The sequence below is a fragment of the Paenimyroides ummariense genome (assembly GCF_900115115.1).
GTDB classification, from domain to species: domain Bacteria; phylum Bacteroidota; class Bacteroidia; order Flavobacteriales; family Flavobacteriaceae; genus Flavobacterium; species Flavobacterium ummariense.
Window position 1 is genome coordinate 1 of the sequence record NZ_FOVI01000006.1, and the last position, 26,240, is coordinate 26,240.

Annotated in this window: 22 protein-coding genes; 14 read left to right on the forward strand and 8 right to left on the reverse strand. The window is 36.8% G+C overall.

Annotation, left to right across the window (positions count from 1 at the left end; genetic code table 11):
- The 5 genes from BM253_RS17305 to BM253_RS05775 all read left to right on the forward strand — a co-directional run.
- The coding region (locus tag BM253_RS17305) for a beta strand repeat-containing protein (RefSeq protein ID WP_091520565.1) at window positions 1–4,426 on the forward strand (4,426 nt) is incomplete at its 5' end.
- A 2-nt stretch (window positions 4,427–4,428) separates the two neighbouring features.
- Window positions 4,429–4,935 (forward strand): hypothetical protein, encoded by a 507-nt coding sequence (locus BM253_RS05760; protein WP_091520569.1) that lies wholly within the window; start codon window positions 4,429–4,431, stop codon window positions 4,933–4,935.
- Between the two features lie 11 nt (window positions 4,936–4,946).
- Complete coding sequence (locus BM253_RS05765) at window positions 4,947–7,907, forward strand: hypothetical protein (protein ID WP_143095590.1); 2,961 nt, start codon at window positions 4,947–4,949, stop codon at window positions 7,905–7,907.
- Window positions 7,908–8,126: 219 nt separating this feature from the next.
- Window positions 8,127–8,561 carry a transposase gene (locus BM253_RS05770; protein WP_091520576.1) on the forward strand — a complete coding sequence of 145 codons (435 nt, stop codon included), beginning with the start codon at window positions 8,127–8,129 and terminating at the stop codon, window positions 8,559–8,561.
- Window positions 8,531–8,875: a helix-turn-helix domain-containing protein gene (locus tag BM253_RS05775; RefSeq protein ID WP_091520579.1), complete on the forward strand. Its 345-nt coding sequence runs from the start codon at window positions 8,531–8,533 to the stop codon at window positions 8,873–8,875. Before BM253_RS05770 ends, BM253_RS05775 begins: the two co-directional genes overlap by 31 nt.
- A 33-nt stretch (window positions 8,876–8,908) precedes the next feature.
- Here the strand turns inward: BM253_RS05775 and BM253_RS05780 are convergent, their stop codons facing one another.
- Window positions 8,909–9,448, reverse strand: coding sequence for a type 1 glutamine amidotransferase domain-containing protein (locus BM253_RS05780; protein WP_091520583.1), 540 nt, complete (start codon window positions 9,446–9,448; stop codon window positions 8,909–8,911).
- 173 nt (window positions 9,449–9,621) lie between these two features.
- Between BM253_RS05780 and BM253_RS05785 the strand changes: the two genes are divergently transcribed.
- The 3 genes from BM253_RS05785 (at window position 9,622) to BM253_RS05795 (ending at window position 13,262) form a co-directional block, all read left to right on the forward strand.
- The gene (locus BM253_RS05785) at window positions 9,622–10,887 is read left to right on the forward strand and encodes a putative DNA modification/repair radical SAM protein (RefSeq protein WP_091520586.1); all 1,266 of its coding nucleotides are present in this window, start codon (window positions 9,622–9,624) and stop codon (window positions 10,885–10,887) included.
- Window positions 10,888–11,652, forward strand: a complete 765-nt coding sequence (locus BM253_RS05790; protein ID WP_091520588.1) for a TIGR03915 family putative DNA repair protein — start codon at window positions 10,888–10,890, stop codon at window positions 11,650–11,652. It begins immediately after the preceding gene.
- A 146-nt stretch (window positions 11,653–11,798) separates the two neighbouring features.
- Window positions 11,799–13,262, forward strand: a complete 1,464-nt coding sequence (locus tag BM253_RS05795) for an APC family permease (protein WP_091520594.1) — start codon at window positions 11,799–11,801, stop codon at window positions 13,260–13,262.
- Between the two features lie 31 nt (window positions 13,263–13,293).
- On the opposite strand, the gene BM253_RS05800 is transcribed toward BM253_RS05795, so the two are convergent.
- The 4 genes from BM253_RS05800 to rnr all read right to left on the reverse strand — a co-directional run bounded on the left by BM253_RS05800 (window position 13,294) and on the right by rnr (window position 17,393).
- Entirely contained in the window at window positions 13,294–13,686 is a 393-nt protein-coding gene (locus BM253_RS05800) for a hypothetical protein (RefSeq protein WP_091520598.1), read from the reverse strand.
- A gap of 100 nt (window positions 13,687–13,786) precedes the next feature.
- Window positions 13,787–14,458, reverse strand: a complete 672-nt coding sequence (locus BM253_RS05805) for a LysE family translocator (RefSeq protein WP_091520602.1) — start codon at window positions 14,456–14,458, stop codon at window positions 13,787–13,789.
- A 68-nt stretch (window positions 14,459–14,526) separates the two neighbouring features.
- Window positions 14,527–15,210 carry a GIN domain-containing protein gene (locus BM253_RS05810; RefSeq protein WP_091520605.1) on the reverse strand — a complete coding sequence of 228 codons (684 nt, stop codon included), beginning with the start codon at window positions 15,208–15,210 and terminating at the stop codon, window positions 14,527–14,529.
- On the reverse strand, window positions 15,210–17,393 hold the full coding sequence (rnr, locus tag BM253_RS05815; protein WP_091520609.1) for a ribonuclease R: 2,184 nt from the start codon (window positions 17,391–17,393) through the stop codon (window positions 15,210–15,212). Before rnr ends, BM253_RS05810 begins: the two co-directional genes overlap by 1 nt.
- A 168-nt stretch (window positions 17,394–17,561) precedes the next feature.
- Between rnr and rpiB the strand changes: the two genes are divergently transcribed.
- Window positions 17,562–17,993, forward strand: coding sequence for a ribose 5-phosphate isomerase B (gene rpiB / locus BM253_RS05820; RefSeq protein WP_091520612.1), 432 nt, complete (start codon window positions 17,562–17,564; stop codon window positions 17,991–17,993).
- Window positions 17,993–18,646, forward strand: a complete 654-nt coding sequence (locus tag BM253_RS05825) for a hypothetical protein (RefSeq protein ID WP_091520615.1) — start codon at window positions 17,993–17,995, stop codon at window positions 18,644–18,646. Before rpiB ends, BM253_RS05825 begins: the two co-directional genes overlap by 1 nt.
- Before the next feature lie 2 nt (window positions 18,647–18,648).
- Here the strand turns inward: BM253_RS05825 and BM253_RS05830 are convergent, their stop codons facing one another.
- Entirely contained in the window at window positions 18,649–18,924 is a 276-nt protein-coding gene (locus BM253_RS05830) for a DUF1294 domain-containing protein (protein ID WP_091520618.1), read from the reverse strand.
- Between the two features lie 51 nt (window positions 18,925–18,975).
- On the opposite strand from BM253_RS05830, the gene BM253_RS05835 reads away from it, so the two are divergent.
- Window positions 18,976–21,108 carry a Tex family protein gene (locus BM253_RS05835; protein WP_091520622.1) on the forward strand — a complete coding sequence of 711 codons (2,133 nt, stop codon included), beginning with the start codon at window positions 18,976–18,978 and terminating at the stop codon, window positions 21,106–21,108.
- Between the two features lie 414 nt (window positions 21,109–21,522).
- Here the strand turns inward: BM253_RS05835 and BM253_RS05840 are convergent, their stop codons facing one another.
- A complete protein-coding gene (locus BM253_RS05840) occupies window positions 21,523–21,714 on the reverse strand; it encodes a twin-arginine translocase TatA/TatE family subunit (RefSeq protein ID WP_091520626.1) in 192 nt (63 codons plus the stop codon).
- Between the two features lie 13 nt (window positions 21,715–21,727).
- On the reverse strand, window positions 21,728–21,913 hold the full coding sequence (locus BM253_RS05845; protein ID WP_091520629.1) for a twin-arginine translocase TatA/TatE family subunit: 186 nt from the start codon (window positions 21,911–21,913) through the stop codon (window positions 21,728–21,730).
- 177 nt (window positions 21,914–22,090) lie between these two features.
- Between BM253_RS05845 and BM253_RS05850 the strand changes: the two genes are divergently transcribed.
- The 3 genes from BM253_RS05850 (at window position 22,091) to BM253_RS05860 (ending at window position 26,240) form a co-directional block, all read left to right on the forward strand.
- Window positions 22,091–23,581, forward strand: a complete 1,491-nt coding sequence (locus BM253_RS05850) for a GH3 auxin-responsive promoter family protein (RefSeq protein WP_091520633.1) — start codon at window positions 22,091–22,093, stop codon at window positions 23,579–23,581.
- 3 nt (window positions 23,582–23,584) lie between these two features.
- Entirely contained in the window at window positions 23,585–24,454 is an 870-nt protein-coding gene (locus tag BM253_RS05855) for a carboxypeptidase-like regulatory domain-containing protein (RefSeq protein WP_091520636.1), read from the forward strand.
- A gap of 100 nt (window positions 24,455–24,554) precedes the next feature.
- Window positions 24,555–26,240 carry a DUF6909 family protein gene (locus BM253_RS05860; protein ID WP_091520639.1) on the forward strand — a complete coding sequence of 562 codons (1,686 nt, stop codon included), beginning with the start codon at window positions 24,555–24,557 and terminating at the stop codon, window positions 26,238–26,240.

Consider the following 26,240-nt stretch of genomic DNA (forward strand, 5'->3'; position numbering starts at 1 on the left):
AACGGCGATCATCGACGTACCTGCATCAGTAGTGAACCAGTTTGAGAACATTTACAACGACATTGTAAACGAACAGATTACCGTTGGTGGAGCTACCTACAACAGCTTTGAAGAGTACCTGACCACGATAGCGAACGATGCCATCAACATTGGCGGCAGTGCGTTTATCGATGTAACGGGCACGGGAACAGCAGCCGATCCATACCAGGTATCGATCAAAGAAGGCGCAGCGAATTCTATGCTGATCACCAATGCGGCAGGCAATGTAGAATGGGCAAGCTTATCAACAATCGTAAAAGCAAACGAAACAATCACCACGATCGTAAACAACAACGACGGGACGTATACTTATACCAACGAAGCAGGAGCAACGGCGATCATCGACGTACCTGCATCAGTAGTGAACCAGTTTGAGAACATTTACAACGACATTGTAAACGAACAGATTACCGTTGGTGGGGCTACCTACAACAGCTTTGAAGAGTACCTGACCACGATAGCGAACGATGCCATCAACATTGGCGGCAGTGCGTTTATCGATGTAACGGGCACGGGAACAGCGGCCGATCCATACCAGGTATCGATTAAGGAAGGCGCAGCGAATTCTATGCTGATCACCAATGCGGCAGGCAATGTAGAATGGGTAAGCTTATCAACAATTGTTAAAGCTAACGAAACAATCACCACGATCGTAAACAATAACGACGGGACGTATACTTATACCAACGAAGCAGGAGCAACGGCGATCATCGACGTACCTGAATCAGTAGTGAACCAGTTTGAGAACATTTACAACGACATTGTAAACGAACAGATTACCGTTGGTGGGGCTACCTACAACAGCTTTGAAGAGTACCTGACCACGATAGCGAACGATGCCATCAACATTGGCGGCAGTGCGTTTATCGATGTAACGGGCACGGGAACAGCAGCCGATCCATACCAGGTATCGATCAAAGAAGGCGCAGCGAATTCTATGCTGATCACCAATGCGGCAGGCAATGTAGAATGGGCAAGCTTATCAACAATCGTAAAAGCAAACGAAACAATCACCACGATCGTAAACAACAACGACGGGACGTACACTTATACCAACGAAGCAGGAGCAACGGCGATCATCGACGTACCAGCATCAGTAGTTAACCAGTTCGAGAACATTTACAACGACATTGTAAACGAACAGATTACCGTTGATGGGGCTACCTACAACAGCTTTGAAGAGTACCTTACCACGATAGCAAACGATGCGGTCAACATTGGCGGCAGCGCGTTTATCGATGTAACCGGCACGGGAACAGCGGCCGATCCATACCAGGTATCGATTAAGGAAGGCGCAGCGAATTCAATGCTGATCACCAATGCGGCAGGCAATGTAGAATGGGCAAGCTTATCAACAATCGTAAAAGCAAACGAAACAATCACCACGATCGTAAACAACAACGACGGGACGTATACTTATACCAACGAAGCAGGAGCAACGGCGATCATCGACGTACCTGCATCAGTAGTGAACCAGTTCGAGAACATTTACAACGACATTGTAAACGAACAGATTACCGTTGGTGGGGCTACCTACAATACTTTTGAAGAGTATCTGACCACGATAGCGAACGATGCCATCAACATTGGCGGCAGCGCGTTTATCGATGTAACCGGCACGGGAACAGCGGCCGATCCATACCAGGTATCGATTAAGGAAGGCGCAGCAAACTCGATGTTGATTACCAATGCGGCAGGCAATGTAGAATGGGCAAGCTTATCAAGTATCGTAAAAGCGAACGAAACATTGACGGTATTGTCTTACAACAATGCGACCAATGAATTGACGTATACCGATGAAAAAGGTACTGCTTCTGTAATCAACTTAAACGAAGGATCGGTAAGCTATGATGGCGCTACGAACACTTTAACGCATACCAATGCAGCAGGTGTATCAACGAACATCGCAATGAACAATTCAGCTTTAAGCTACGATGCAGCGAACGAAACATTGGTATTCACAGACAACAAAGGCGTAAGCAATACAATTGATTTAGGCGCGTTGGTAGCAGCGAACGAAACATTGACAGTATTGTCTTACAACAATGCGACCAATGAATTGACGTATACCGATGAAAAAGGTACTGCTTCTGTAATCAACTTAAACGAAGGATCGGTAAGCTATGATGGCGCAACGAACACCTTAACGCATACCAATGCAGCAGGTGTAACAACCAACATCGCAATGAACAATTCTGCTTTAAGCTACGATGCAGCGAACGAAACATTGGTATTCACAGATAACAAAGGTGTAAGCAATACAATTGATTTAGGTGCTTTGGTAGCGGCGAACGAAACATTGACGGTATTGTCTTACAACAATGCGACCAATGAATTGACGTATACCGATGAAAAAGGTACTGCTTCGGTAATCAACTTAAACGAAGGATCGGTAAGCTATGATGGCGCAACGAACACCTTAACGCATACCAATGCAGCAGGTGTAACAACCAACATCGCAATGAACAATTCTGCTTTAAGCTACGATGCAGCGAACGAAACTTTGGTATTCACCGACAACAAAGGCGTAAGCAATACAATTGATTTAGGTGCTTTGGTAGCGGCGAACGAAACATTGACGGTATTGTCTTACAACAATGCTACCAATGAATTGACGTATACCGATGAAAAAGGTACAGCTTCAGTAATCAATTTAAACGAAGGATCTGTAAGCTATGATGGCACAACGAACACGCTGACGCATACCAATGCAGCAGGTGTATCAACGAACATCGCAATGAACAATTCAGCTTTAAGCTACGATGCAGCGAACGAAACATTGGTATTCACAGACAACAAAGGCGTAAGCAATACAATTGATTTAGGTGCTTTGGTAGCGGCGAATACAACTAACACTCTTCGTTTAGTAAACAACGAACTAACAAGTACGGTTAACGGTGTAGCTTCAACGGTTACTATTACAGATGCAAACATTGTATCAGGTAAAAATATTACGGGTACAGGAATAACGGTTGGTAATGGTAACGGATCTGCATTAAAAGATGTAACGCTTGCTATAACTCCGGGAACAGCTAATCAGGTATTGGTGACCAATACTTCTGGAAATGGAACAACGTGGGTAGATCAGTCGGTTATATCGCCAACTACAACTAATATACTAACGTCAAACGGAAATACAATTACATCAAATGTAAATGGTGTTTCAGATGCTGCTGCTATTATTAATTCAGTAGCAAACTCATTAGATGTTGATAACAAATTGATTACTACTGTAAACGGAGTGCCTGGTACAGGTGTTGATTTAACACCGGCAATACAGGCAAATCAGAATAATACGGTGGTTGCTCAAGGAACAGGTATTACGGTTACCCCTAGTACATCTGGAAAAACAACAACATATACGGTAGCTGCAAACCCTGCTGAAATAACGCTGAATGGAGATGTTACAGGTACTGCAAACGCTACAAAAGTAGTTAAGATTCAGGGCACTTCTGTGAGCGCTACAGCACCTTCTGCAGCAGGTCAGGCGTTGGTTTATAACAGTACATCAAACCAATGGGAACCGGGAACACCAAAGATTGATGCAGGTAATGTTACAGACCGTAAAGATTTAACAGCAACAGCTGGTGATAATTCTATTACTGTAACAAACGGTACGGGAACAACTTTGGTTAACACACAGTTACATGTTACAAATAACGGTATAACTACAGCAAAATTGGCAGACAATGCTGTTACTACAGGAAAGATTATCAATGGTACTGTTTTAGCAGAAGATTTAAATCCGAGCATAGCAGGAGACGGACTTGTTTTAAATACAGCAAACAACAGGTTAGATGTAAAGGCAGAAAGCGGTGTTGAAATTCATGATGATAAAGTGAAATTAGGTGGAAACTTAACGCGTACTACAACCATTACTCAAAATGGTAATCCGTTTACTATAGCAACAGGTGGAAGTGATTTGAATATTACAGGTTTAGATAAAACCAAAGTTCAGGCTACGGTAAATACCGGGACAGGTGTAACAGATTACCTGTTGGCAGTAGGAGCAGACGATAAAGTAAAAGCATTAAAAGCTGCAATGCCTAAATTCTTTTATATGCCGTCGGTATTGGTGCCAACAGCAGAAAGTCAGGTAGGACAAACAGGTGTTACATTTAACAACGCTACTCGTACGGGAACTATTGATTTGTACAGTATTTATGTTGCACAGTTCGGTTCGCCTGTTATGAGTAGTGCAGGAGCAGCACCATTACCGGTATTACCGGCAGGCGAATTAGGTTTTCACGTAACGTATGCAACTTCAAACGTATTTACAATTAATAGCATAACGGCTGCAGGATTAATGACATATACTGTGAGTTCAACCGCAGACATTAGCAATGGAAGCTTTATTAATATTGTATTTTCTGTAAACGAAGATTAATTATGAGAAGAGCAGTTTTATATATAACGATATTTTTTGCACTGTGTTTTGGATTCAAGGCACAGTCGCAAAATGCTGTGACAGAATATGATGTAAAGTTAAATAGTTTGCAAAATTCTTCGAGAGAAATATTGAACAATTTTATAAATGGCCCACAAAGTTCTGCATTTGTGAATGATGATCAGCAGCCTAAAATTTATGTAAGGTCCGGAGAAAATATAAATACTTTATTTCTAAAAAAACCTTCCGATTTTACATTGATAACACAAGATTATGCAAATGAGATTAGTACTATTAAGGTATTGAATATTGAATGGAATGGTTCAGATGTCTTTAATTTCCCAAATAATTTATTATCCATACTTCCAAATCTTGAATATGTTTATGTAAGATCATATCAGAATCTTTCAAAACAAACAATTGAGACAAATTTTCAAAATTTGTTAGCCTTGTTAAGTAGTAAATCAGGAGTTGAAGTATTATATCTAACAATGGAACAACCCCAGTAAAAACAAATTCAATGATAAGAAATAAGATAAATAACATTCGTGTTATTATAAAAATAGTCATGGTATTGGTTTTTGTAGGTATAGGTACTACCGGCATCTTTGCTCAGGTGAATTTTACCCAACGAACTTCTTCTAAAGCTCCGGCTCCGTATACAGGGGTAACCAATTACAATTTGCAGGGAGATTTTACTATGATTGGTAATACCAATATTACATTGGTTAATTATTCTAACACAGGAAGCAATAGTGCTGATATGCAGTTTGTAGATATTGATGGACAAGGAGCCACAAGAAACTCTTCATCTGCACAATTAAATATACCGGGAGGAGAGTGTACAGAAATTGTGTATGCAGGATTATATTGGACAGGAAGAGCACAAACATCGTCTTTAATCAACCCGGGATATACTTTTAGCACATCAAGAAGATTCGGGCATAATGGTCAGATTGAAGGGAATGCAATAGTAACAATATCTAGACAGGGTACAAACAATGATTATTATCCTAGATATACAATTACAGTAGGATCTAGTATAGTTCAGATTGATTTTACAAATAACAATAACAGTAACAGGGTACAGTATAGAACGGGAACAACAGGAAGCTTTACTTCTATTCCAGTAAGCTATTCAAATTCATCTAATGTTGGGACTGCTACATTTAATACAAATTTAAGTTTAAACGTGGGCGGACAGCAAATTATTATTAATGGTTTGCAGAGAGATAGTAGAACAACAATGACGGAAGCACAATATAGGACTGCGGGCTATGTTGTTCAAACCACTGACTTTGATAAGCGTAAGATAAAACTAAAAAAAGACAATCTTAATTATGAAGAAATAACTGCACATACCGTAAATAACAACCCGCAGATATTATTTCCAAATAATAATTACGATTATATTTATGCAGCATATTCTGATGTTACAGATTATGTACGTGCAAACGGAGCCGGAAATTATTTTGTGGGTGATATTGCGTTAGTAGAAGGAAATGGTGGTAGTGTAGGTTATATAGGTGGTTGGGGTATGGTTATCATCTATAAAAACACATCGATGAAATGGCGTGATATTACAGTATTTGACGGGTATGGATATATGAGTCAGGCTGTGGGTTCAAAAGAACTGCCTGTAAGTGGATTTAGAGCAGCTCAAAATGGCAATGTCAATGTAAAGTTTGGAATGATGGCGGCAGAAGGAGATGTGAGTATCAGTAATGATTACTTTGATATAAGAGATACTTCCAATGCGTGGCGAAGAATTGATAAATCAAATGGATCTACCTCTACTCCAGGTACTTCTACTCCAAACTTTTTTAATTCATCAATATTAACAGGCGGAAACACTCGAAATCCAAATCTACAGAATAATACAGGTATAGATATTGTGATGTTCGATCTGGTAAATACTGGAAACAGTATAATAGGAAACAGCCAGACAAGTTCTACATTTAGATTTGGCTCAAATCAGGATGTTTACAGTATCTTCAATATTGTTTTCGCTGTAGATGCCTATGTTCCCCAAGTAATCGGTGAAAATACACCGGGAATCAACAACCCTGGTACAGGAAGTACAGTTGATCCCGATCAAGATTTAGAATTCGATCTGAATATATACAATAAAGGAACCGAGGCAGTTAATAATTTACAGATAGATATTCCTATTCCATTTAATCTACACTATGATGGGGCATCTGTGGTTCAAGGCACACACCCAACAATTAAAATACCCAACAATACAACGGTAGAATGGATAAAACCTGCATGGGCACCCGTTGGGGCAACTCCCCAAGATTATCCTGGAGGAACATTAAGATGGAATGTAGGCACATTGCCTTTGGATACCACAATGGCTATTTTACAGGGAACCTTGAAATATAAATTTAAGGTAACAAGTAATTGTGCCTTACTTTCTACAGTTGGATCGTGTGGATTAAAGATAAATGTTAACGGTACGATATCTGGAACGGGAGCTACTTCGGGAGTTCCGGTATCAGCTAAGTTGGTACGTGATTATGCTGCTGGAAGTTGTTCAGGTGCTATTTATGATGATTTTGAATCTACTATTGCCGTTAGTCAGGCATTTATTCAAAGTTGTTCTCCACCACCGGTAGAAGACGGTATGTTACAGTTTAAAGCTTTTTGCTCATTGGCAGGTAATGCATTTCCACGTGCACAAATTGCTGATAGATACCCGTTAGGAACCAAGTTTTTTACAGTAGCACCGCCAAATTATGACTCTAATGCAAATTTAGTTACCGGTAACTTTCCTGTAGCAGCGAATGGAACAAAAACAACATATTATGCAATGGTTCCTGGTATGGAAGCAAACTGCTATATAAGGTTGCAAACATCGGTAGAGTTGGTAACAACACAGCCAACTGTTCAAAATGTATCAGTATGTCAGGGAAGTCCTGTAGTTCTTCAAAATGCACTGTCACCAACAGGTGTTACAAACGGTTACCAGTTGTATTATTTTGATTCGGCAGGTGCAACCGTACCTTTATCATCAGATCCAAACCCTACAGCTGTTGCTACGCATAACTATTGGGTAGCCGAAGGAACATCAGTATCAGGTACTGTATGTATTGGTCCTAAAGTTCCGTTTACTGTTACCATTAATGCACAGCCTGTAGTTGCACAAAATGTTGGTAACATTAGCATCTGTGAAAATAATGATGCTCAAATAACGGTAAATGTAACCGGAGGAACCACTTACAACTGGGAATATGCAACGGCAGCTGCACCAACGGTGTGGAATACGCTGAACAATACAACTTACAGCGGACAAATAACAGTGAATAATGCTGTCTTAAATATATCGCATGCTACCACAGTTTTAAATGGTATTAAAGTACGATTGAAAGTAGCGAACAGCAATAATTGTGAAGATAGGTCTAATCAGGTAAGTATTGAAATTAAAAATTGCGGAGCTATTACGAACCCGATGCTTCCTAATAAAGCAAAACAATAATAGTTAATTATCACTGTGCAGGATTTTATCTATTGATTAATTCTGCACAGTGAATTATGAAATCTTTGCGCTACGCAAACTATAAAACAGGCTGTTTTAAGCCTTAAATCATTCTATTAATTTAGGATGATTACTTCAATTTAAGTTTCTTCTACCATCTTTACTATGATTTTTAGAAGGAATTAGAAAATATTTATGATCGATTAATGAAGAAAGACTATGGAATTTATGTATAAGGATATTCATATCGGGAAGCTTATTTTTCAATTGGTTACCGAAAAAGAGATAGATGATGACCGTATCGTGAAATTTCTAAAGGTTCCTCAAAGTAAGATTAATGAAATGTATCAGTCAAAAGATTTAGGTACAGAAATGTTATTGCTTTGGAGCAAATTATTGGAGTACGATTTTTTTAGAATTTACTCACAGCATCTGTTACTCTACGCACCACCGGCATCTTTAAATTACAACAAAAAAGATACTGTTTCAAGCCTGCCGCAGTTTCGAAAAAATGTTTATACAACAGAGATTATAAACTTTATAGTTGAATTGTACGAGAATAAGGAAATGACACAGAAAGAAATAATGGATAAATACAACATCCCAAAAACAACATTGTACAAATGGATAAAGAAGCACAAAAAAGAGTTATAATTCCAAATTATAAAAGGATCTATGAGGACTTGCTTGATAGAAAGTATCCGCATAAAAAGGAAGTATGTAAGTCTGTTTTGGCAAAGGAAAAACTGAATTCGATGGATGTTTTTTTGCTGAACAATTTAATTTTTGACAAAGAAACCAAAGAAGAAAATGAGAACGATCAAAAATACCGCTCATACGACAAAACATCTATTCTTAAAATTCTTCAATATCAGGCAAAAAATAAACTGAACAATACACAGTTGGCAGATCATTTTGGTTTAAGCCGCAATACGGTTGCCAAGTGGAAAAAGATGTTCCAATTGTAAAATAAAAATGCCGCAATTAAGCGGCATTTTCTATTATCTGTTGGCAATAACTTCAATCGTCGTTTTGTTAAACGCAGGCAGATCTTTTGGTGTACGGCTGGTAATCAGGTTTCCGTCCACGACAACTTCTTTGTCTTCCCATTGTGCACCGGCATTTTTCAAATCGGCTTCAATAGCTTCTACCGATGTCATTTTTTTGTTCCGAACCGTTTCTGCATTAATCAACACTTGTGGTCCGTGGCAAATAGCGGCAACGGGTTTGTTTTCGTTAAAGAAAGCCTGTACAAATTGTATGGCATCTTTATTTGTACGCAATTTGTCCGGATTAATTACTCCGCCCGGTATTACCAACGCATCAAATTCTGTTGGTTTTGCATTATTCAATTGCAGGTCCACATCGTAATCCTTCGTCCAATCATCACCCGATTTTGCTTTTACTTTACCGTTTTTAGGCGATACAATCAGCACTTCGGCACCCGCTTCTTTCAGGGCAGCACGCGGACTTGTCAATTCAATTTCTTCAAAACCGTCTTCGGTTAAAATGGCAATTTTTTTTCCTTTTAAATCATTCATAGCTTTAATTTTTAAAATGAAACTACAAGTTAGCAATAATTAGCCAGTTAAAAAACAGGCTTTTGATCATTAAAATACATCTTATCAAAAACTTAACAGTTCCATGTCGTTTTTAACATTGCAACGACATTTCTAAAAAGTAGTAAATAAGTACCTTTGATAAGATCATAAGAATGAATGTTTTGGAACGAATTGAAGAGAAATTAATGATTCTTGCCGATGCCGCAAAGTACGATGTAAGTTGCAGTTCAAGCGGAAGCAAGCGAAAAAATACCGGTGGAATTGGTGATGCGTCTTCTTCCGGAATTTGCCATACCTATACCGAAGACGGCAGGTGTGTGTCGCTGCTTAAAATTCTGCTCACAAATCACTGCATCTACGATTGTGCTTTTTGTGTAAGCCGCAAAAGTAACGATGTTAAACGGGCAGCTTTTACGGTGGAAGAAGTGGTTGATTTAACCATGAACTTTTACCGCAGAAATTATATTGAAGGCTTGTTTTTAAGCTCGGGTATTTTTAAAAATGCCGATTTTACCATGGAACGCCTGTTACGAATTGTTAAAAAACTTCGGTTAGAAGAGCGTTACAATGGTTACATTCACCTAAAAACCATTCCCGGTGCCAGTGAAGAACTGATACAGGAAGCCGGTTTATATGTTGACCGTATGAGCATTAATCTCGAAATGCCAACCGAAGCCGGTTTGAAGCTCGTGGCTCCCGAAAAAGATCATGATTCGGTTCGTAAACCCTTACAGTTTGTAAATACTAAAATACAGACGTTTCAAAACGAAAAAAAATTAATCAAACATACTCCGACATTTGTTCCAGCCGGACAAAGTACGCAAATGGTTATTGGTGCAACGCCCGAAAACGATTGGGAAATTATGAGTGTTGCCGATGAATTTTATAAGAAATACCAGCTTAAACGTGTTTATTATAGTGGATACATTCCGATTAATAACGACAATACCGCATTACCGCAGATTGGTTCGCGACCGCCATTGATTCGTGAAAACCGACTATATCAAACCGATTGGCTGTTGCGATTTTATAATTTTTCTTTGAATGAAATTTTAAATCCGGCATTTACGCAGTTAGATTTGGATATCGATCCTAAATTGGGTTGGGCATTACGAAATTTGCATTTGTTTCCGGTTGATATTAATACAGCCGATTATCAAACCATTATTCGTGTTCCGGGAATTGGCAGAGGTTCTGCAATGAAAATTGTTTCAGCCCGAAAATATGGAAGTTTACGCGAATACCAGCTTAAAAAAATGGGAATTGCCTATAACCGCGCCAAACATTTTATTACTTGTGCCGATACGGTTGCGCCTTTGGGTTTTAAATACGCGCCGCAATTGAAAAACATTATTTTACAAACGGGAAACAGCAAATACAAGCAAGAAATTGCCGAAAACCAATTAAAATTGTTTTAGATGAATTATGTATTCGATGGCAGTTATCAGGGATTTTTGTGTTGCGTTTTCGAATGTTTCGAAATGAAGGAATGGCATGCCGTACCTGTTGCCGAAGGTTTGTTTCAACCGGATATATTCCTGTCTGAACGAACTATTTTTACCGATGTTGATAAGGCACAGCGTATTCAAAAAGGATTAAAAAGCAAGTTCGGAAAATCGATCGCTGGTGATATTTACAGAGCATTTTTGTCTGAAGATCCTGTCGCATGGCAAGCTGCGTATTACATTATGGTTGAATTGTTCAAAGGAAATACCGATGTATTGGAAAATTTTGGCGATATGCAGGTACTTTACTTCCATCAAACCTTAAAAAAAGTGAGCAGGGAACGCCACCGCATGAAGGCGTTTATTCGTTTCAGCAAAAGTAACGACGGATTATACTATGCAATCATTGAACCCGATTTTAATGTACTGCCTTTGATATTGTCATTCTTTAGAAACCGGTATGCCGATATGCCCTGGATTATTTACGATATAAAACGCAAATATGGATTTTATTATGACACCGTTGCTGTATCGGAAATTGAAATTGATACCACCGAACAGAAAAATTTGCAAAGCAGTAGTTTAACAATTGCTTTAGACGAACGCGACGGACTTTTTAAGCGTTTGTGGAAACAGTATTTCAAAAGTACCAACATAGAAGCCCGTAGAAACATAAAACTGCATGTACAGCATGTTCCTAAACGATATTGGAAGTATTTGGTTGAGAAGCAGAGATAAGAAATCTCTATGAATTTTAATAAAAACGTAATATTTGGTATCGATTTTTCGCTTTTCGTCAGTTGCTAAAGATTATAAAGAAAGAAGACGTATTTTTTTGATAAAAAAAATATATATTTGGTATTGATAGAAAACAAATCGAACGTATGTCGAATATTTGGATAAAAAAGCCTTTAAGTGCCTACGAGGCAGATATTAAGAAAAGCGGATTAAAAAAAATATTAGGTAAGTGGAGCTTAACTGCTATTGGTGTTGGTGCCATTATTGGTGGCGGAATCTTTGTGCTTACCGGTACGGGAGCGTATTATAACGCGGGACCTGCATTGGCATTGTCTTTCGTGATTGCCGGTATTGCCTGTATATTTGCGGCGTTGTGTTACGCCGAATTTGCTTCGATACTTCCTGTAGAAGGATCTGCTTATGCCTATGCTTATGGAACCGTAGGTGAGATTTTCGCATGGGGATTGGGCTGGTGCTTGATATTGGAATACGCCATGGCAAGTATGGCGGTTTCCGTGAGCTGGTCCGGTTATTTTACTAAATTTTTAAAGATGTTCGGTATTCACTTGCCCGATTATCTTACATCCGATCCCGTAAGTTACACAGGCGAAGGTTTTGCAATGAACCTACCTGCATTCATCATAGTACTTTTAGTAACGGCTTTATTGGTAAAAGGAACTAAAGAAGCTGCAAAAACCAACAATTTTATCGTTATTTTAAAAACATCGGCAGTAGTTTTCGTAGTTATTGTAGGTGCGTTTTATGTAGTTCCAGAAAACTGGATTCCTTTTATTCCAGAACAAACAATGATTAAACAAACAAGCGGCGAAATGGCTCCGGCTTATGGTTTTCAAGGAATTATTTCAGGGGCAGCAGCAATTTTCTTTGCTTATATTGGTTTCGATGCTGTTTCTACACAGGCAGGTGAGGCGATCAATCCTAAAAAAGATGTTCCGTTTGCTATTATTACTTCTTTATTGATCTGTACTGCCTTATATATTATGGTTTCGTTGGTGTTAACAGGAATGATGCATTATTCTGATTTTGATCCGTTAGGGAAATATCCTGAAGCGATAAAAGCACCAGTGGCTTATGCGTTTGAAATTGCCGGCAAACATTGGGCAAGTAATATTGTAACCATTGCCGCTACGGTTGGATTAATTTCGGTTGTTATGGTAATGATGATGGGACAGTCACGTATTTTCATCGGAATGTCTAAAGATGGATTAATCCCGAAGTTTTTCGGCGAATTGCATCCAACAACAAAAACTCCGTATAAAGGAATCATTTTATTAGGATTGATAGTAGCTACCGTTTCTGCTTTAACACCTATATCAACCTTGGCGCACATGACCAGTTTTGGTACTTTGTTTGCCTTTACAATGGTTTGTATTGCCGTTTGGATTATGCGTAAAAGACAACCAAATATTGAACGACCGTTTAAAGTACCTGCATATAAACTAATAGTTATTTTAGGAGTTATAATTAATATAGGACTTATACTAACCTTAGATAAACTGGCATTACTATTATCAGGTTTCTGGCTTGTTCTGGGAATAATCGTTTATTTTGCTTACAGTAAAAGGAATAGTAAATTGAATAATCCGTAAAACTAAAAAATCAGCTTTTAAAGCTGATTTTTTAGTTTTTAGTACCTGTCCAAGTTCCATTAAAATTCTGAACTTTATTATTCCAAGTTCCAGATCCGGTTTTATCTGTTAATGTTCCCGTCATGGTACCAACTGCTGTAGATCCGCTAAAAAATTCAGCGTTTATTGTTCCGTTTTCTGAAACCTCACCCGTTAAATTAAACGTGTTACTTCCAGATACAAGAGTACCTTCTGCATTACCAGCATTATCAAAAGTGGCAGTCCATGTACCTTCACCATCTCCCGAATAGGTACCTGTCCAAGTTCCTTTAAATTTTTCTAATTTATTTTCTGGGTGAACGTGATTGTCATCGCTAGAATCACAAGAAATTGTTCCAAATGCCAATGCGCTAAAAATGCAGATCGTTAAAAAATGTTTTTTCATAGTAAAATGTTTATTTAAAGTATAGACGTAAATGTAAACAAAAAGGTTGTAAACGATTGATTTTTTTTTTCTGATGAAGATCTATTCAGAAAATAAATACCTATTGAAACTGATGTTCTTTTATGGTTTTAGGGATTTTAATTTCGCTTTTAATGAATGATTTAGACATAATTACCAACCCAAAAATCACTAAAAGCACACAACTTATCTTTTTTACCTTTAAAATGTTTTTAGGGGTAAGTTTACTTTGTAATTGTTTGGCTAAAAGCATTTTAAAAATATCGGTCAGTAAATAAGCTCCAATCACAAATGCAAAGAAATTGATCATTCTGCCGTGATTCATTTCTAACTGCGGACCAATGGTAATAATAATGGTCAGCCAAAATCCTAAAACACCCACATTGATAAAGTTCAATAAAAATCCTTTGGCAAATAGTGAAAAGTAGTTGTTTTTGTACGAAGTAGCTTCGATATGAATTTCGGCTTTCTTCAATTTTTGAAGCCGTACAAACGAAATGATTCCGTAAGTTATCATAATCATTCCGCCGAAAAGAAAAAGTGCGGGATCGTCTTTAATACTATTTATCAGCTGAAAACTACTAAAATAAGCAATTAAAATAAAACAGATATCGGCAATAATAACACCGGCGTCAAAAGTCAATGCGGCTTTAAATCCTTTGGTAATGCTGGTTTCTATCAATATAAAAAAGACAGGCCCAATCATGAAACTGAGAAAAAAACCAAGTAATATTCCTGTTACAAATAAATCCATACAGTATAAAAAAAATGCCAACTGTAATTGGCATTTTAATTTAATGTTACCACAAATTTACGATAAAATTATTTAATATATTCTATTGCACCGCCCAAGGTGATTTTTTCTTTAACATCTTTAGGCTTTCCATGAATTTTAATGCTTCCGCCGGCTAACACTTGTGCTTCCAGATAATCGGTTGCGGTTGCCTTAATAACACTACCCGAATTCACTTTAATAATATTACGCAGAGTGGTTAGTTCGTTTGCAGTAATTTGCCCGCCCGATGAAGCCGAAAGCTTAACCGATTTTGAAGCCGATCCGTTTAAATGCAGCTTTGCACCAGTGTTGGCATTGGCTGTTAACGTTTCTGTTTTCAGGTTCAATTTAATGGTAGAGCCCAAATTGGCGTTTAATTCTATTTTGTTTTGATCTATAACGGCATCGCTAAAAATATACGAACCGCCTTGCGCATCGATTTCTTTTAAATTATTGAAATGAACCTGAATGGTAACCGAATATTCACTTTCTGAAACCAGTTCTTTCAACGTGTTTTTTAATACCAACCGACCGTTTTTATTGATGATATTCACCGCATCTGCCTGACTTTCCTTTACAACGATCTTGTTTTCGGTTGATGGAATAAGTTCTATTTTAATGCGGTTGCTTGCTTTTAACGATGTAAAATCACCCACGTTTTTATCAACCTGAGCATTTGCTATTGATTGCAATCCTATGAAAAGGGCTGCTGTAAAAAAATGCTTTTTCATTATTCATTTACTTTTTTAATAAACGTAAAATCTAACTGTTTTTTAACCAAATCGGCATTTTTAACCTTCACGATAATTTCATCGCCCAACTGCAACAAATTTTTGGTAACCTCACCCACTAAAGCGTATTGTTTTTCGTCGAACGTGTAATAATCGTCTTTAATTTCGCGGATACGCACCATTCCTTCACATTTATTTTCAACAATTTCCACGTAAATTCCCCATTCGGTAACGCCTGAAATTACACCTAAAAACTCTTCATCTTTATGATCTTGCATAAACTTAACCTGCATGTATTTTATGCTGTCGCGTTCTGCATTTGCCGCCAAATTTTCCATTTGTGAACAATGCACACATTTTTGTTCGTACACCTCTTCATCTGCCGATTTTGCTCCGTCTAAATAACTTTGCAGTAATCGGTGCGCCATAACATCAGGGTATCGACGAATAGGCGAGGTAAAGTGCGAATAATAATCAAACGCTAAACCATAATGCCCAATATTTTCAGTAGAATACGCGGCTTTGCTCATACTGCGAATTGCCAATGTATCAACCAAATTCTGTTCTTTTTTACCCTGAACATCAGTCAACAATTGATTTAGCGATTGAGAAATGGTGTTTTTCGATTTAAAATTCAATCCGTAACCAAATTTTGAAATAACCGATTGCAGATTGAATAATTTATCCTGATCTGGTTCATCGTGTACGCGGTAAATAAAGGTTTTTTTCTGTTTGCCGATAAATTCTGAAACCTTACGGTTTGCCAGCAACATAAATTCTTCAATTAAATGATTGGCATCTTTTGAAACCTTGAAATAAACGCCCGTTGGTTCGTCGTTTTCATCTAAATGGAATTTCACTTCAACCTTATCAAACGAAATTGCTCCGGCAGCCATACGTTTTGCACGCATTTTTTTAGCAAGATCATCCATTGTTAAAATAGCATCAACAATAGGTTTTTCTATGGTTTGATCTTGGTTGGTTAACGATATTTCGGCAGGAATTTTATTTCCTTTGGTTTCAATAATAACCTGCGCTTCTTCGTAAGCAAAACGCTTGTCTGAATAAATTACGGTTCTACCAAACCACGAATTCACGATTTCGGCTTTTTTGTTCAGTTCGAAAACCGCAGAGAACGTATATTTTTCTTCATTTGGTCGTAACGAACATGCAAAATTCGATAATACTTCAGGAAGCATTGGCACTACACGATCAACCAAATAAATTGATGTTGCGCGGTTGTAAGCTTCTTCGTCTAAAACGGTTCCTTCCTGTAAATAATGCGAAACATCGGCAATATGGATACCAATTTCGTAATTTCCATTTTCTAAAACCTGGAAAGATAAGGCGTCATCAAAATCTTTTGCATCGCGCGGATCAATCGTAAACGTCAATACATCACGCATATCTCTGCGGTTTGCAATTTCTTCTTCGGTGATCGATGTATCTAATTTCTGCGCAAATGCTTCAACTTCCACAGGAAAATCGGTCGGTAAACCGTATTCTGCCAAAATAGCGTGCATTTCGGTATTGTGTTCGCCCGGTTTTCCTAAAACCTTAATAACTTCGCCGTATGGATTATTTGCTTTTTCGGGCCAATCGGTCATTTTAACCAAAACCACATCGCCGTTTTCAGCATCGCCAAATTTTTCCTTCGGAATAAACAAATCCACATACATTTTAGGGTTTGCCGTAACAACGAAAGCAAATGTGCCGTTGATTTGAATTACACCGACAAATTCTTCGCGTTTGCGCTCTAAAATTTCAATAACTTCGGCTTCGGGCTTTTTACCTTTGCGTTTGTTGTACACGTAAGCTTTCACTTTATCGCCGTGTAATGCCTTGTTTAAATTGTTGGTTGGAATAAACGGATCTTCTTCAAACTCAGGACTAACAAAATAAGCTGCTTTGCGGGCAGTCATGTCAATTGTTCCTTCAAAATAGCTTGATTGTTCCAAAATGCGGAACTTTCCGCGATCTACTTCTTCTATCTTTTGGGCAGAAACCAAGTATTTTAATTCTTTAATAATTTCGTTTCGTCCTTTGGTATCAGTAACTTCTAAAACAGCGGCTATTTGTTTGTAGTTAAAAACTTTAGAGCTGTTTTGTGATAGTAATTTTAAAATTTTTCCGGAATAATCTTTGCCCGGTTTTTTATTGAATCTTCTAATTTTCTTTGTCATATATAAATTGTTTAAGCATATAGCCCAAATACTTATTAAAGATAAGAAAATATTAAAGTGTAAATGTAAATTTTGTCTTAATTATTGTTTGATGTTCTTTTGACTGAATTTTTAATAATCCAATAATTCAAAATAATTACCTTTGTACAAACAATACAACTAAACGATATGAAAATTGCAATAGGAAACGATCACGCAGGTCCGGAATATAAAAAAGCATTGGTGCAAATGCTTCAGGACAAAGGAATTGAAGTGGTAAATTACGGAACTGATACGTTTGATTCTGTTGATTATCCGGATTTCGGGCACAAAGTAGCTCAAGATGTAGAAGACAATAATGTTGATTTTGGAATTGTAATCTGCGGTTCGGGTAACGGAATTGCCATGAGTGCAAACAAACATCAGGGTGTTCGTTGTGCTTTGTGTTGGACAAAGGAAATTGCCGTTTTGGCACGCCAGCATAACAACGCAAATGTAATTTCTATTCCTGCGCGTTTTACTGCTATTCCGCAAGTTTTAGAAATGGTCGATGCTTTTTTAACTACCGAATTTGAAGGCGGACGTCATGAAACCCGTGTTAATAAAATTGCTTGTAGTTAATGAAAAATTGTATTGTATTAATTTTCTTGTTTTGTTCTTTTTCAGGTTTCTGTCAGAAATTTTCTGAAAGTGAAAGATCATATCTTTCTAAATTAGAAAAAATATTAAAAGTTGATACAATACCATTTTTAGATAAGGAAATCCGTGTTTACAAAAAACATGAGATTTCTACAGGTTTAGAATTGTTCAGAATTTATTTTGATGAGCAGAAGAAAGATTATAAAGCTGATTTTTATTATACGTTTGCTAAAAAATCTTCAAATGATTCACATGAAATTATAATCAAACATTTCGAATTAAAATCATTCTACAATACAGAATATATTGCTTTGCAGCTGTTGACTTCAAATATTAAATATTTGCCAAGTGACGAAGCAATTCGTTATAAAATGAAGCCCAAGCCTAAAATTACTTTGGATATTGGTGGTTATTTTTCATATCCAAATACATATGGAATGACTGTTGTAGATGGTGTTGGATACTACGTGCAAGTAAAAGAGGGTAAAGATTTTAATGAAATACATTATAGTAATCCAGAAAGATATTTAGAACATTATCCTAATATTGATGAATATATATCGATTAATGAATTTCTGGATATAATTAAAAAAAATTTTAATATTTTCGAAGATTATAAAAAACTCCATCCTTAAAATCAAATAAAAAACTTCTTCTTATAAAAAGCAAAAAAGAATAAAATCTGTAAAATTAAAATACCGTAAAACCACAGTTTAAAAGACATTTTGTTGATTTTGTGTCGATACTTCTGCATACCAATATAAGCACCTAAAGTGCCGCCAAAAGCAGCAATGGTTAACAGATTTTTTTCAGAAATACGCTGTTTGCCTTTAATTGCCCGCTGTTTATCTAAATGGTACAAGCTAAAGGCAATGTAATTAACAATAATTAAGTATACAAATACAAATTTCATACGGTAGTAATTGGTGCAAAGGTAGTATTTTTGCAGTTCAAAATTAATGCAATGAACACTATTCAATATATAAAGGAAAAAGTTGCCGTTTCCGATAAATCCATACAAAACACTTTAGAATTATTAGCCCAAGATTGTACCATTCCGTTTATTGCGCGGTATAGAAAAGACGCTACTGGGAATTTAGATGAAGTTCAAATTGAACAAATTGCAAAACTTTCTAATCAATTTGAAACATTAGTTAAAAGGAAAGAATCTGTTTTGGCATCGATTGATGAACAAGGATTACTGACCGATTTCTTGAAAGATAAAATTCAGAATTCTTTTGATTTGGTCGAAATTGAAGATTTGTATCTTCCCTTTAAAAAGAAAAGAAAAACCAAAGCCGATACTGCTCGCGAAGCCGGATTAGAACCCTTGGCAAAAATGATCATGTCGCAAAATGTTGATGATCTGGAATACACTGCCGAAAGATATTTAAACAGTAAAGTTTTTTCGGGTGAAGATGCTTTACAAGGTGCACGCGACATTATTGCCGAATGGATCAACGAAAATATTTTTGTTAGAAAAGCACTTCGACGCAAGTTTCAGCGCAATGCAGAAATTACCACGAAAGTTGTAAAAACAAAAAAAGACGAAGATGCTGCAAAGAAATTCGAACAGTATTTTGATTGGAACGAACCGTTGTTTAAAGCACCAGCTCATCGATTGCTGGCAATGTTACGTGCCAACAACGAAGGTTTTGTAAAGTTAGATGTAAGCATTGATAAAGCCGAAGCTATTACATTTATAGAAGATGCTGTAATTAAAAATAAAAATCACGAAACAGCTGCCGAAATTTCTAAAGCAGTTGCAGATTCGTACAAACGATTATTAGAACCAGCGTTGTCTAACGAGGTTTTGCAGGAATATAAACTAAAAGCCGATTTACAGTCGATCGGTGTTTTCTCAGAGAATTTATCGCAGTTGTTATTGTCGGCTCCATTGGGCGAGAAACGCGTTATGGGAATAGATCCCGGATTTAAAACGGGTTGTAAAGTGGTTTGTATCGATGAAAACGGAAATCTGTTGTATAACGAAACCATTTTTCCACACGCACCCCAAAAAGATATTGCCATGGCTACCAAAAAAGTACGTTCTATGGCAAATTCTTATAAAATTGATGCCATTGCCATTGGGAACGGTACGGCAAGTCGTGAAACCGAATTTTTCATAAAAAAAGTAGCGTTTGATAAACCTTTGCAGGTTTTTGTGGTAAGCGAAGCAGGCGCATCGGTTTATTCGGCGTCGAAAATTGCACGTGATGAATTTCCTACATACGATGTTACCGTTCGTGGTGCCGTTTCAATTGGTAGAAGATTACAAGATCCGTTGGCAGAATTGGTTAAGATCGATCCAAAGTCAATTGGTGTTGGGCAGTATCAGCACGATGTGGATCAAACCTTATTGAAAGAAGAATTAGATCAGGTGGTCATTCGCAGCGTAAATAAAATCGGCATCAACTTAAACACGGCAAGCAAATCGCTGTTGAGTTATGTTTCGGGAATTGGCGAAAAATTGGCAGAGAAAATTGTGGATTATCGAGCAGAAAACGGAGCTTTCACGAATAGAAAAGAGTTGAAAAACGTACCACGTTTGGGCGAAAAAGCGTATCAACAGGCAGCAGCTTTCGTTAGAATTGTAAATGGTGATTTTGTTTTGGATAATTCTGCGGTGCATCCGGAAGCTTATGTTTTGGTCGAAAAAATGGCAAAAGATTTAAAAATCAGTACCAATGAATTAATTGGAAATAAATCAGCGATCGAAAAAATAGATCCTTCAAAATACATTTCAGAACAATTTGGAATTCATTACATAACCGATTTGTTGAAAGAGTTGGAAAAACCGGGATTAGATCCGCGTAAAAAAGCAAAAGTGTTGGAATTTGATGCGGCATTAAAATCAATCAACGATGTTGAGATTGGCAAAGTTTACAACGGCATCATTAACAACATTACTAATTTTGGTTGTTTTGTTGATATCGGTATTAAAGAAAGTGGCTTGGTGCATATATCGCAGTTAAAAGCGGGTTTTGTGGCAGATGTGAACGAAGTGGTTAAACTGCACGAACATGTTCAGGTAAAAGTGTTAGAGGTAGATCAACAGAAAAAGCGTTTACAGCTTACAATGATTTTAAACAATTAGCAATTACACACTAAAATAGTGGAAATAATACTCAATTCGGGTACGTTTTCACAATGTAAATTGAGTAATTCGCATTGTAGATTTTATTTTAAAAAATGAATTATCGCTCAAACCGTTGATTTACGTGGGTTTTTGCATGATCTACTAAAAATAAAATATACTTTCTGTTTTTTGGTCTTGCATTTGCTTTATGTATTATGAAAAAGAAAAGTATTAAAAAAAGAAATTGTTATGAAAAAGACCAATCATTTAAATTTTAAATGAGAGGAGTTTAAAAAAAAGTAGTGTTTTTATTATGTTTTATAAGGGATACCCGCTTGAGACTTTTCAAGCGGGTATTTAATTTTTATGTTGTTTTCAACAATAAGAAATTAATTGGAAATAAAAAAAGATGCCAAAAGCATCTTTTACGTTTTATTCAGATTTAGAATCTGTATTGTTTTTATTCGGATTTGAAGTTGCTCCACTGTTATCCTTCGTAGCATCTTTAAATTCTTTAATACCAGAACCTAATCCTTTCATTAATTCCGGAATTTTTTTTCCTCCAAATAATAATAGTACAACAACTACTATTAAAATTATCTCGGTAGCACCAAATCTTCCCATTTTATTATTTTATTTATTTTTTAGATTGATTGTTGTTTACTTGATCTTGTGTAGCATCTTTAAACTCTTTAATACCAGAGCCTAATCCGCGCATTAATTCAGGAATTTTTTTACCTCCAAACATCAACAAAACTACGGCAACAATTAATACAATTTGCCATCCACCTATCATTCCTAAAAAAACTGCTAAAGAATTCATTATATTTAATTATAATTAATACTAAGCAAAGATATAACATTTTAAAGCTAACTTATTTTTTTATTTTGTAATTTTTAACAATAGAACGTGTTAATAGTAAAATAATTAAAGTTTTTAACGCTTTGTTATTTTATTAAAGTTAGATGTTCGATTTTTGTACTATATAAAACCAAACGTATGTCTTTAAAGTCGTTTTTTGCAAAAATATTCGCCAATGTTGTTGTAATGCAGCAGCAAAAATGGATGATTAAACCCGTTGTAACGCAGGAAAATTTGTTTCATTCGTTAATTCAGCAGGCAAAGCAAACGCAGTTTGGTAAAGATCATTTGTTTTTGGCAATAAAATCGCATGCCGATTTTGTAAAATATGTTCCTGTGCGTGATTATGAAGCTTTAAAACCTTATGTAGATAAAGTGGTTGCCGGCGAAAAAGATATTTTATGGAAAGGCAAACCATTGTATTTTGCAAAAACGTCGGGCACTACATCGGGCGCAAAATATATTCCTATTACAAAAGAATCCATGCCTTATCATGTAGAAGGCGCGCGCAATGCCATTTTGTTTTACATCCAAGAAACGGGCAATGCTGATTTTGTTGATGGTAAAATGATCTTTTTACAAGGAAGTCCCGAAATGACCGAAAAAAACGGAGTAAAAGTCGGCAGATTATCAGGTATCGCAGCGCATTACGTTCCTAAATATCTGCAAAAAAACCGTTTGCCAAGTTGGGAAACGAATTGTATCGATGATTGGGAAACAAAAGTTGATGCCATTGTACAAGAAACAAAAGATGAAAATATGTCGGTTATCTCCGGAATTCCTTCTTGGGTGCAAATGTATTTTGATCGATTAATTCAGGTTTCCGGACAAAAAGTGGGTGATCTGTTTAAAAACTTTAATCTGTTTATTTATGGCGGAGTGAATTACGAACCTTATCGCAAAAAGTTTGAGCAGCTAATTGGCAGAAAAGTAGATAGTATCGAACTGTATCCGGCTTCCGAAGGTTTTTTCGCCTATCAGGATTCTCAAAAAGCAAAAGGAATGTTGCTACTTTTAAACGCCGGAATTTTTTACGAGTTTGTTAAAGCCGATGAATTTTATAACGAAAATCCAAAACGATACACAATAGGCGAAGTAGCTTTAAACGTTAATTATGTAATAATCATTAGTACCAATGCAGGTTTATGGGCGTACAATATTGGCGATACGGTCATGTTTACAAGTTTAAAACCGTATAGAATTATTGTAACAGGGCGTATTAAACATTATATTTCGGCTTTTGGCGAACACGTTATTGGTAAAGAAGTAGAGCAGGCAATGCAACAAGCTTTGAATGAAACCGATGCCATGGTTACTGAATTTACGGTGGCACCACAAATTAATCCCGAAAGCGGACTGCCTTATCACGAATGGTTGGTTGAATTTGAAAAAGATCCGACTAATTTGGAAGATTTCGCTTTGAAAATAGATGCTGCGTTAAGAAATCAAAATGTTTATTACGATGATTTAATTGTTGGCAATGTTTTGCGTACTTTAGTAATTACCAAAGTTCCTGTTGGTGGTTTTAACGAATACATGAAATCACAAGGAAAATTGGGCGGGCAAAATAAATTACCGCGTTTGGCGAACGACCGTAAAATTGCCGATTTTATTCATGAACTAAAATAGCGTATGAAAAAGTTGCTGTTTCTTTTATTAATAACTCCAATATGTGTATTTGCACAGATTAGCGGAAAGGTGGTGAATACCGAAAACAAACCTTTACCGCTCACTAATATTTGGGTTTTAGACGGAAGCGACGGCGCAACAACCGATTCTTTAGGCATGTTTTACATACCGTCTGCACTGGCTACAGATACTTTGGTTTTCAACGCATCGGGACATAAAATCTTTAAAGAAGAAGCATCAAAAACCACAAATGTTACATTAGAATCTTACGAAATTCCGCAGCCTGCTTTGTTGGTTCTGCCCGAAAAATCGTTCCATCATACCATTGGCGATGCGCATTTCGAAAACATGTATTTTGCTCCGGGAAATGTTCCGTATATGTACGGAAAGTTTTTTGAGAACGATGCCGAAATAAAATCGGTTCAATATATCGATAAAGTAATTGTTTATACTAAAAGTGCCGTTGCTGCAGCTACCATTAAAATTCGGTTTTTACGAATGAACGAATACGGTTGCCCAAGCGATGATTTACTGATTGATCCTATAATTACGACAGTAAAACGCGGAACCAAGAAAAATTTAATCAATGTTTTAAAGTATAATATTAAAATACCTAAAAACGGAATTTTCGTTGCGGTTGAATGGTTAATGACCGAAAATAATCAGTTTCGTCCGGCAAATTTTGTGAAAGGAGATCAGTTGTTTGAAGATTTCCGTTATCAGCCCGATGTTATGAATAATAAAGTAGAAAAAACCTCATCTTTCAGATATATGTACGGGGAATGGTTTCCAAACGATCAGTTTCAACCAAGAAATCCAAATGCACCAAGAGAAATAGTAGATCCGGCAATCGGATTGATTTTATCAAATTAAAAATCAAGATATAATTTACAACATAGTTACATAGAAAAAATCATTTTAAAGCATAAAAAACTATGTGTCTATTGTGGTAATGATTAAGTAAAGTAAGAAAATGACAGAAATAAAATACATAACAAGAACACGGGCACAAGAATCATCGGCAGCGGTAGAACGTTTGTACATTACCATGCGCCATTTGTTTAACCGCGGTTTTTACAAACCAATGGGTGTTTCGGGCGAAACTTTGCGCGAAGCTTTATTGCTTTTACGCCCTGAAATTTATGGATCGATCGCCGATGAAAAAGTAGAATTAAGCGGTTTGCTTTATGTAATTGAACGCTTGCCGATTGGTATTGAAGAATGCCGATACATCAATTTAACATCAGACGAAGGTTATTCGCAATCTCACTTTAAACCGATTGTTCCGCCAAAACGCCGACGCAATTGTTACCGTATCGATTATGAGCAGATGAACATCGAAATCACACGCGGACGATCTGATATTTACGATGTTTTAACGCATTTAACCTTTATGTTTGTGGAATCGCACAAAATTAAAGACCGCATTTTAATTGACGATGACGACAATGTTTCGCGCGATTGGTTAAAGTTGGAACATGCCGTTTTAACACAAGAACCTTTGTCGCTGACCGAACGCGAAATTGCAATATCGCACACCACCATTATTTTAGGCAGAAGCTTCGCCGAAATTAACGATATTTACAGCGCATTTGCTACCGAAGAAAATCCCGATCGTTTTTTACACGTAATTTACTGGCTTGGAAAAATTGCTTTAGAAGAAGTTTTGGAAAACAACAAAAGAACCATTACTTTTAGTCCGATTTTGCGCGAGCGTTTGGGACATCATATTTACGGCGAAATTTGGGCAACCAAAATAAAAACTGAATTACAGCGTTTACAGCTATTAAACCGTCCGTTGCACATTATCAGTGCGAACATGCACAGTGTAATGAATTCGATTTTTGCTGCGGATGTTTTAAAATCGAAATTAAGAGGGAAAGATAAAACCGAAATTTTTGAAGAATTAAGCAAAACCGGAAACAGCGATTTGCGTGCATTAGTTGCCGAACGCGCTACAAATGAAGGAATGCTTTTTTTGCCGGATACATCGGGAACAAATATAGACGTGCAGATTTTTGATACTGCTAAAATAAAGTTCGAAAACACCGCGTTTAGTAAATACGCAGTTCCAGAAAACACAGCAGATAAACCGGTACTTATTGTAATGGACTATGCTTTTGGCGAACAAGCTTATGAAACGATCGATGAATTGTTGAAACCTTTTAATAGAGATTTTCATTTAAATGTTGAATCGGTTTCAATAATGGGAAAAGCAGGAATTTTGGTAGGCGAAAAAGGCGATATCATGATTCCAACAGCGCATATTAATGAAGGAACAGGCGACAATTATCCGTTTGAAAACGAATTAAACGTAGAAATGTTTGAAGGGAATGATATTCCTGTTTTTGGCGGATCAATGATTACCGTTTTAGGAACATCGTTACAAAACAAAGATTTATTAAAGTTCTTTCATGATTCAACCTGGCGTGTAATTGGGTTAGAAATGGAAGGCGCACATTATCAAAAAGCCATACAATCGGCATCAAAAATACGAAAAAGCATCAACCCAAATATAAAAGTAAGGTATGCTTATTACGCATCAGATAATCCGTTGGAAACAGGAAGTACACTGGCTTCGGGCGGTTTAGGAGCATCGGGCGTAAAACCAACATACCTAATAACCATAAAGATACTAGAACAAATTTTTAACTGTTAA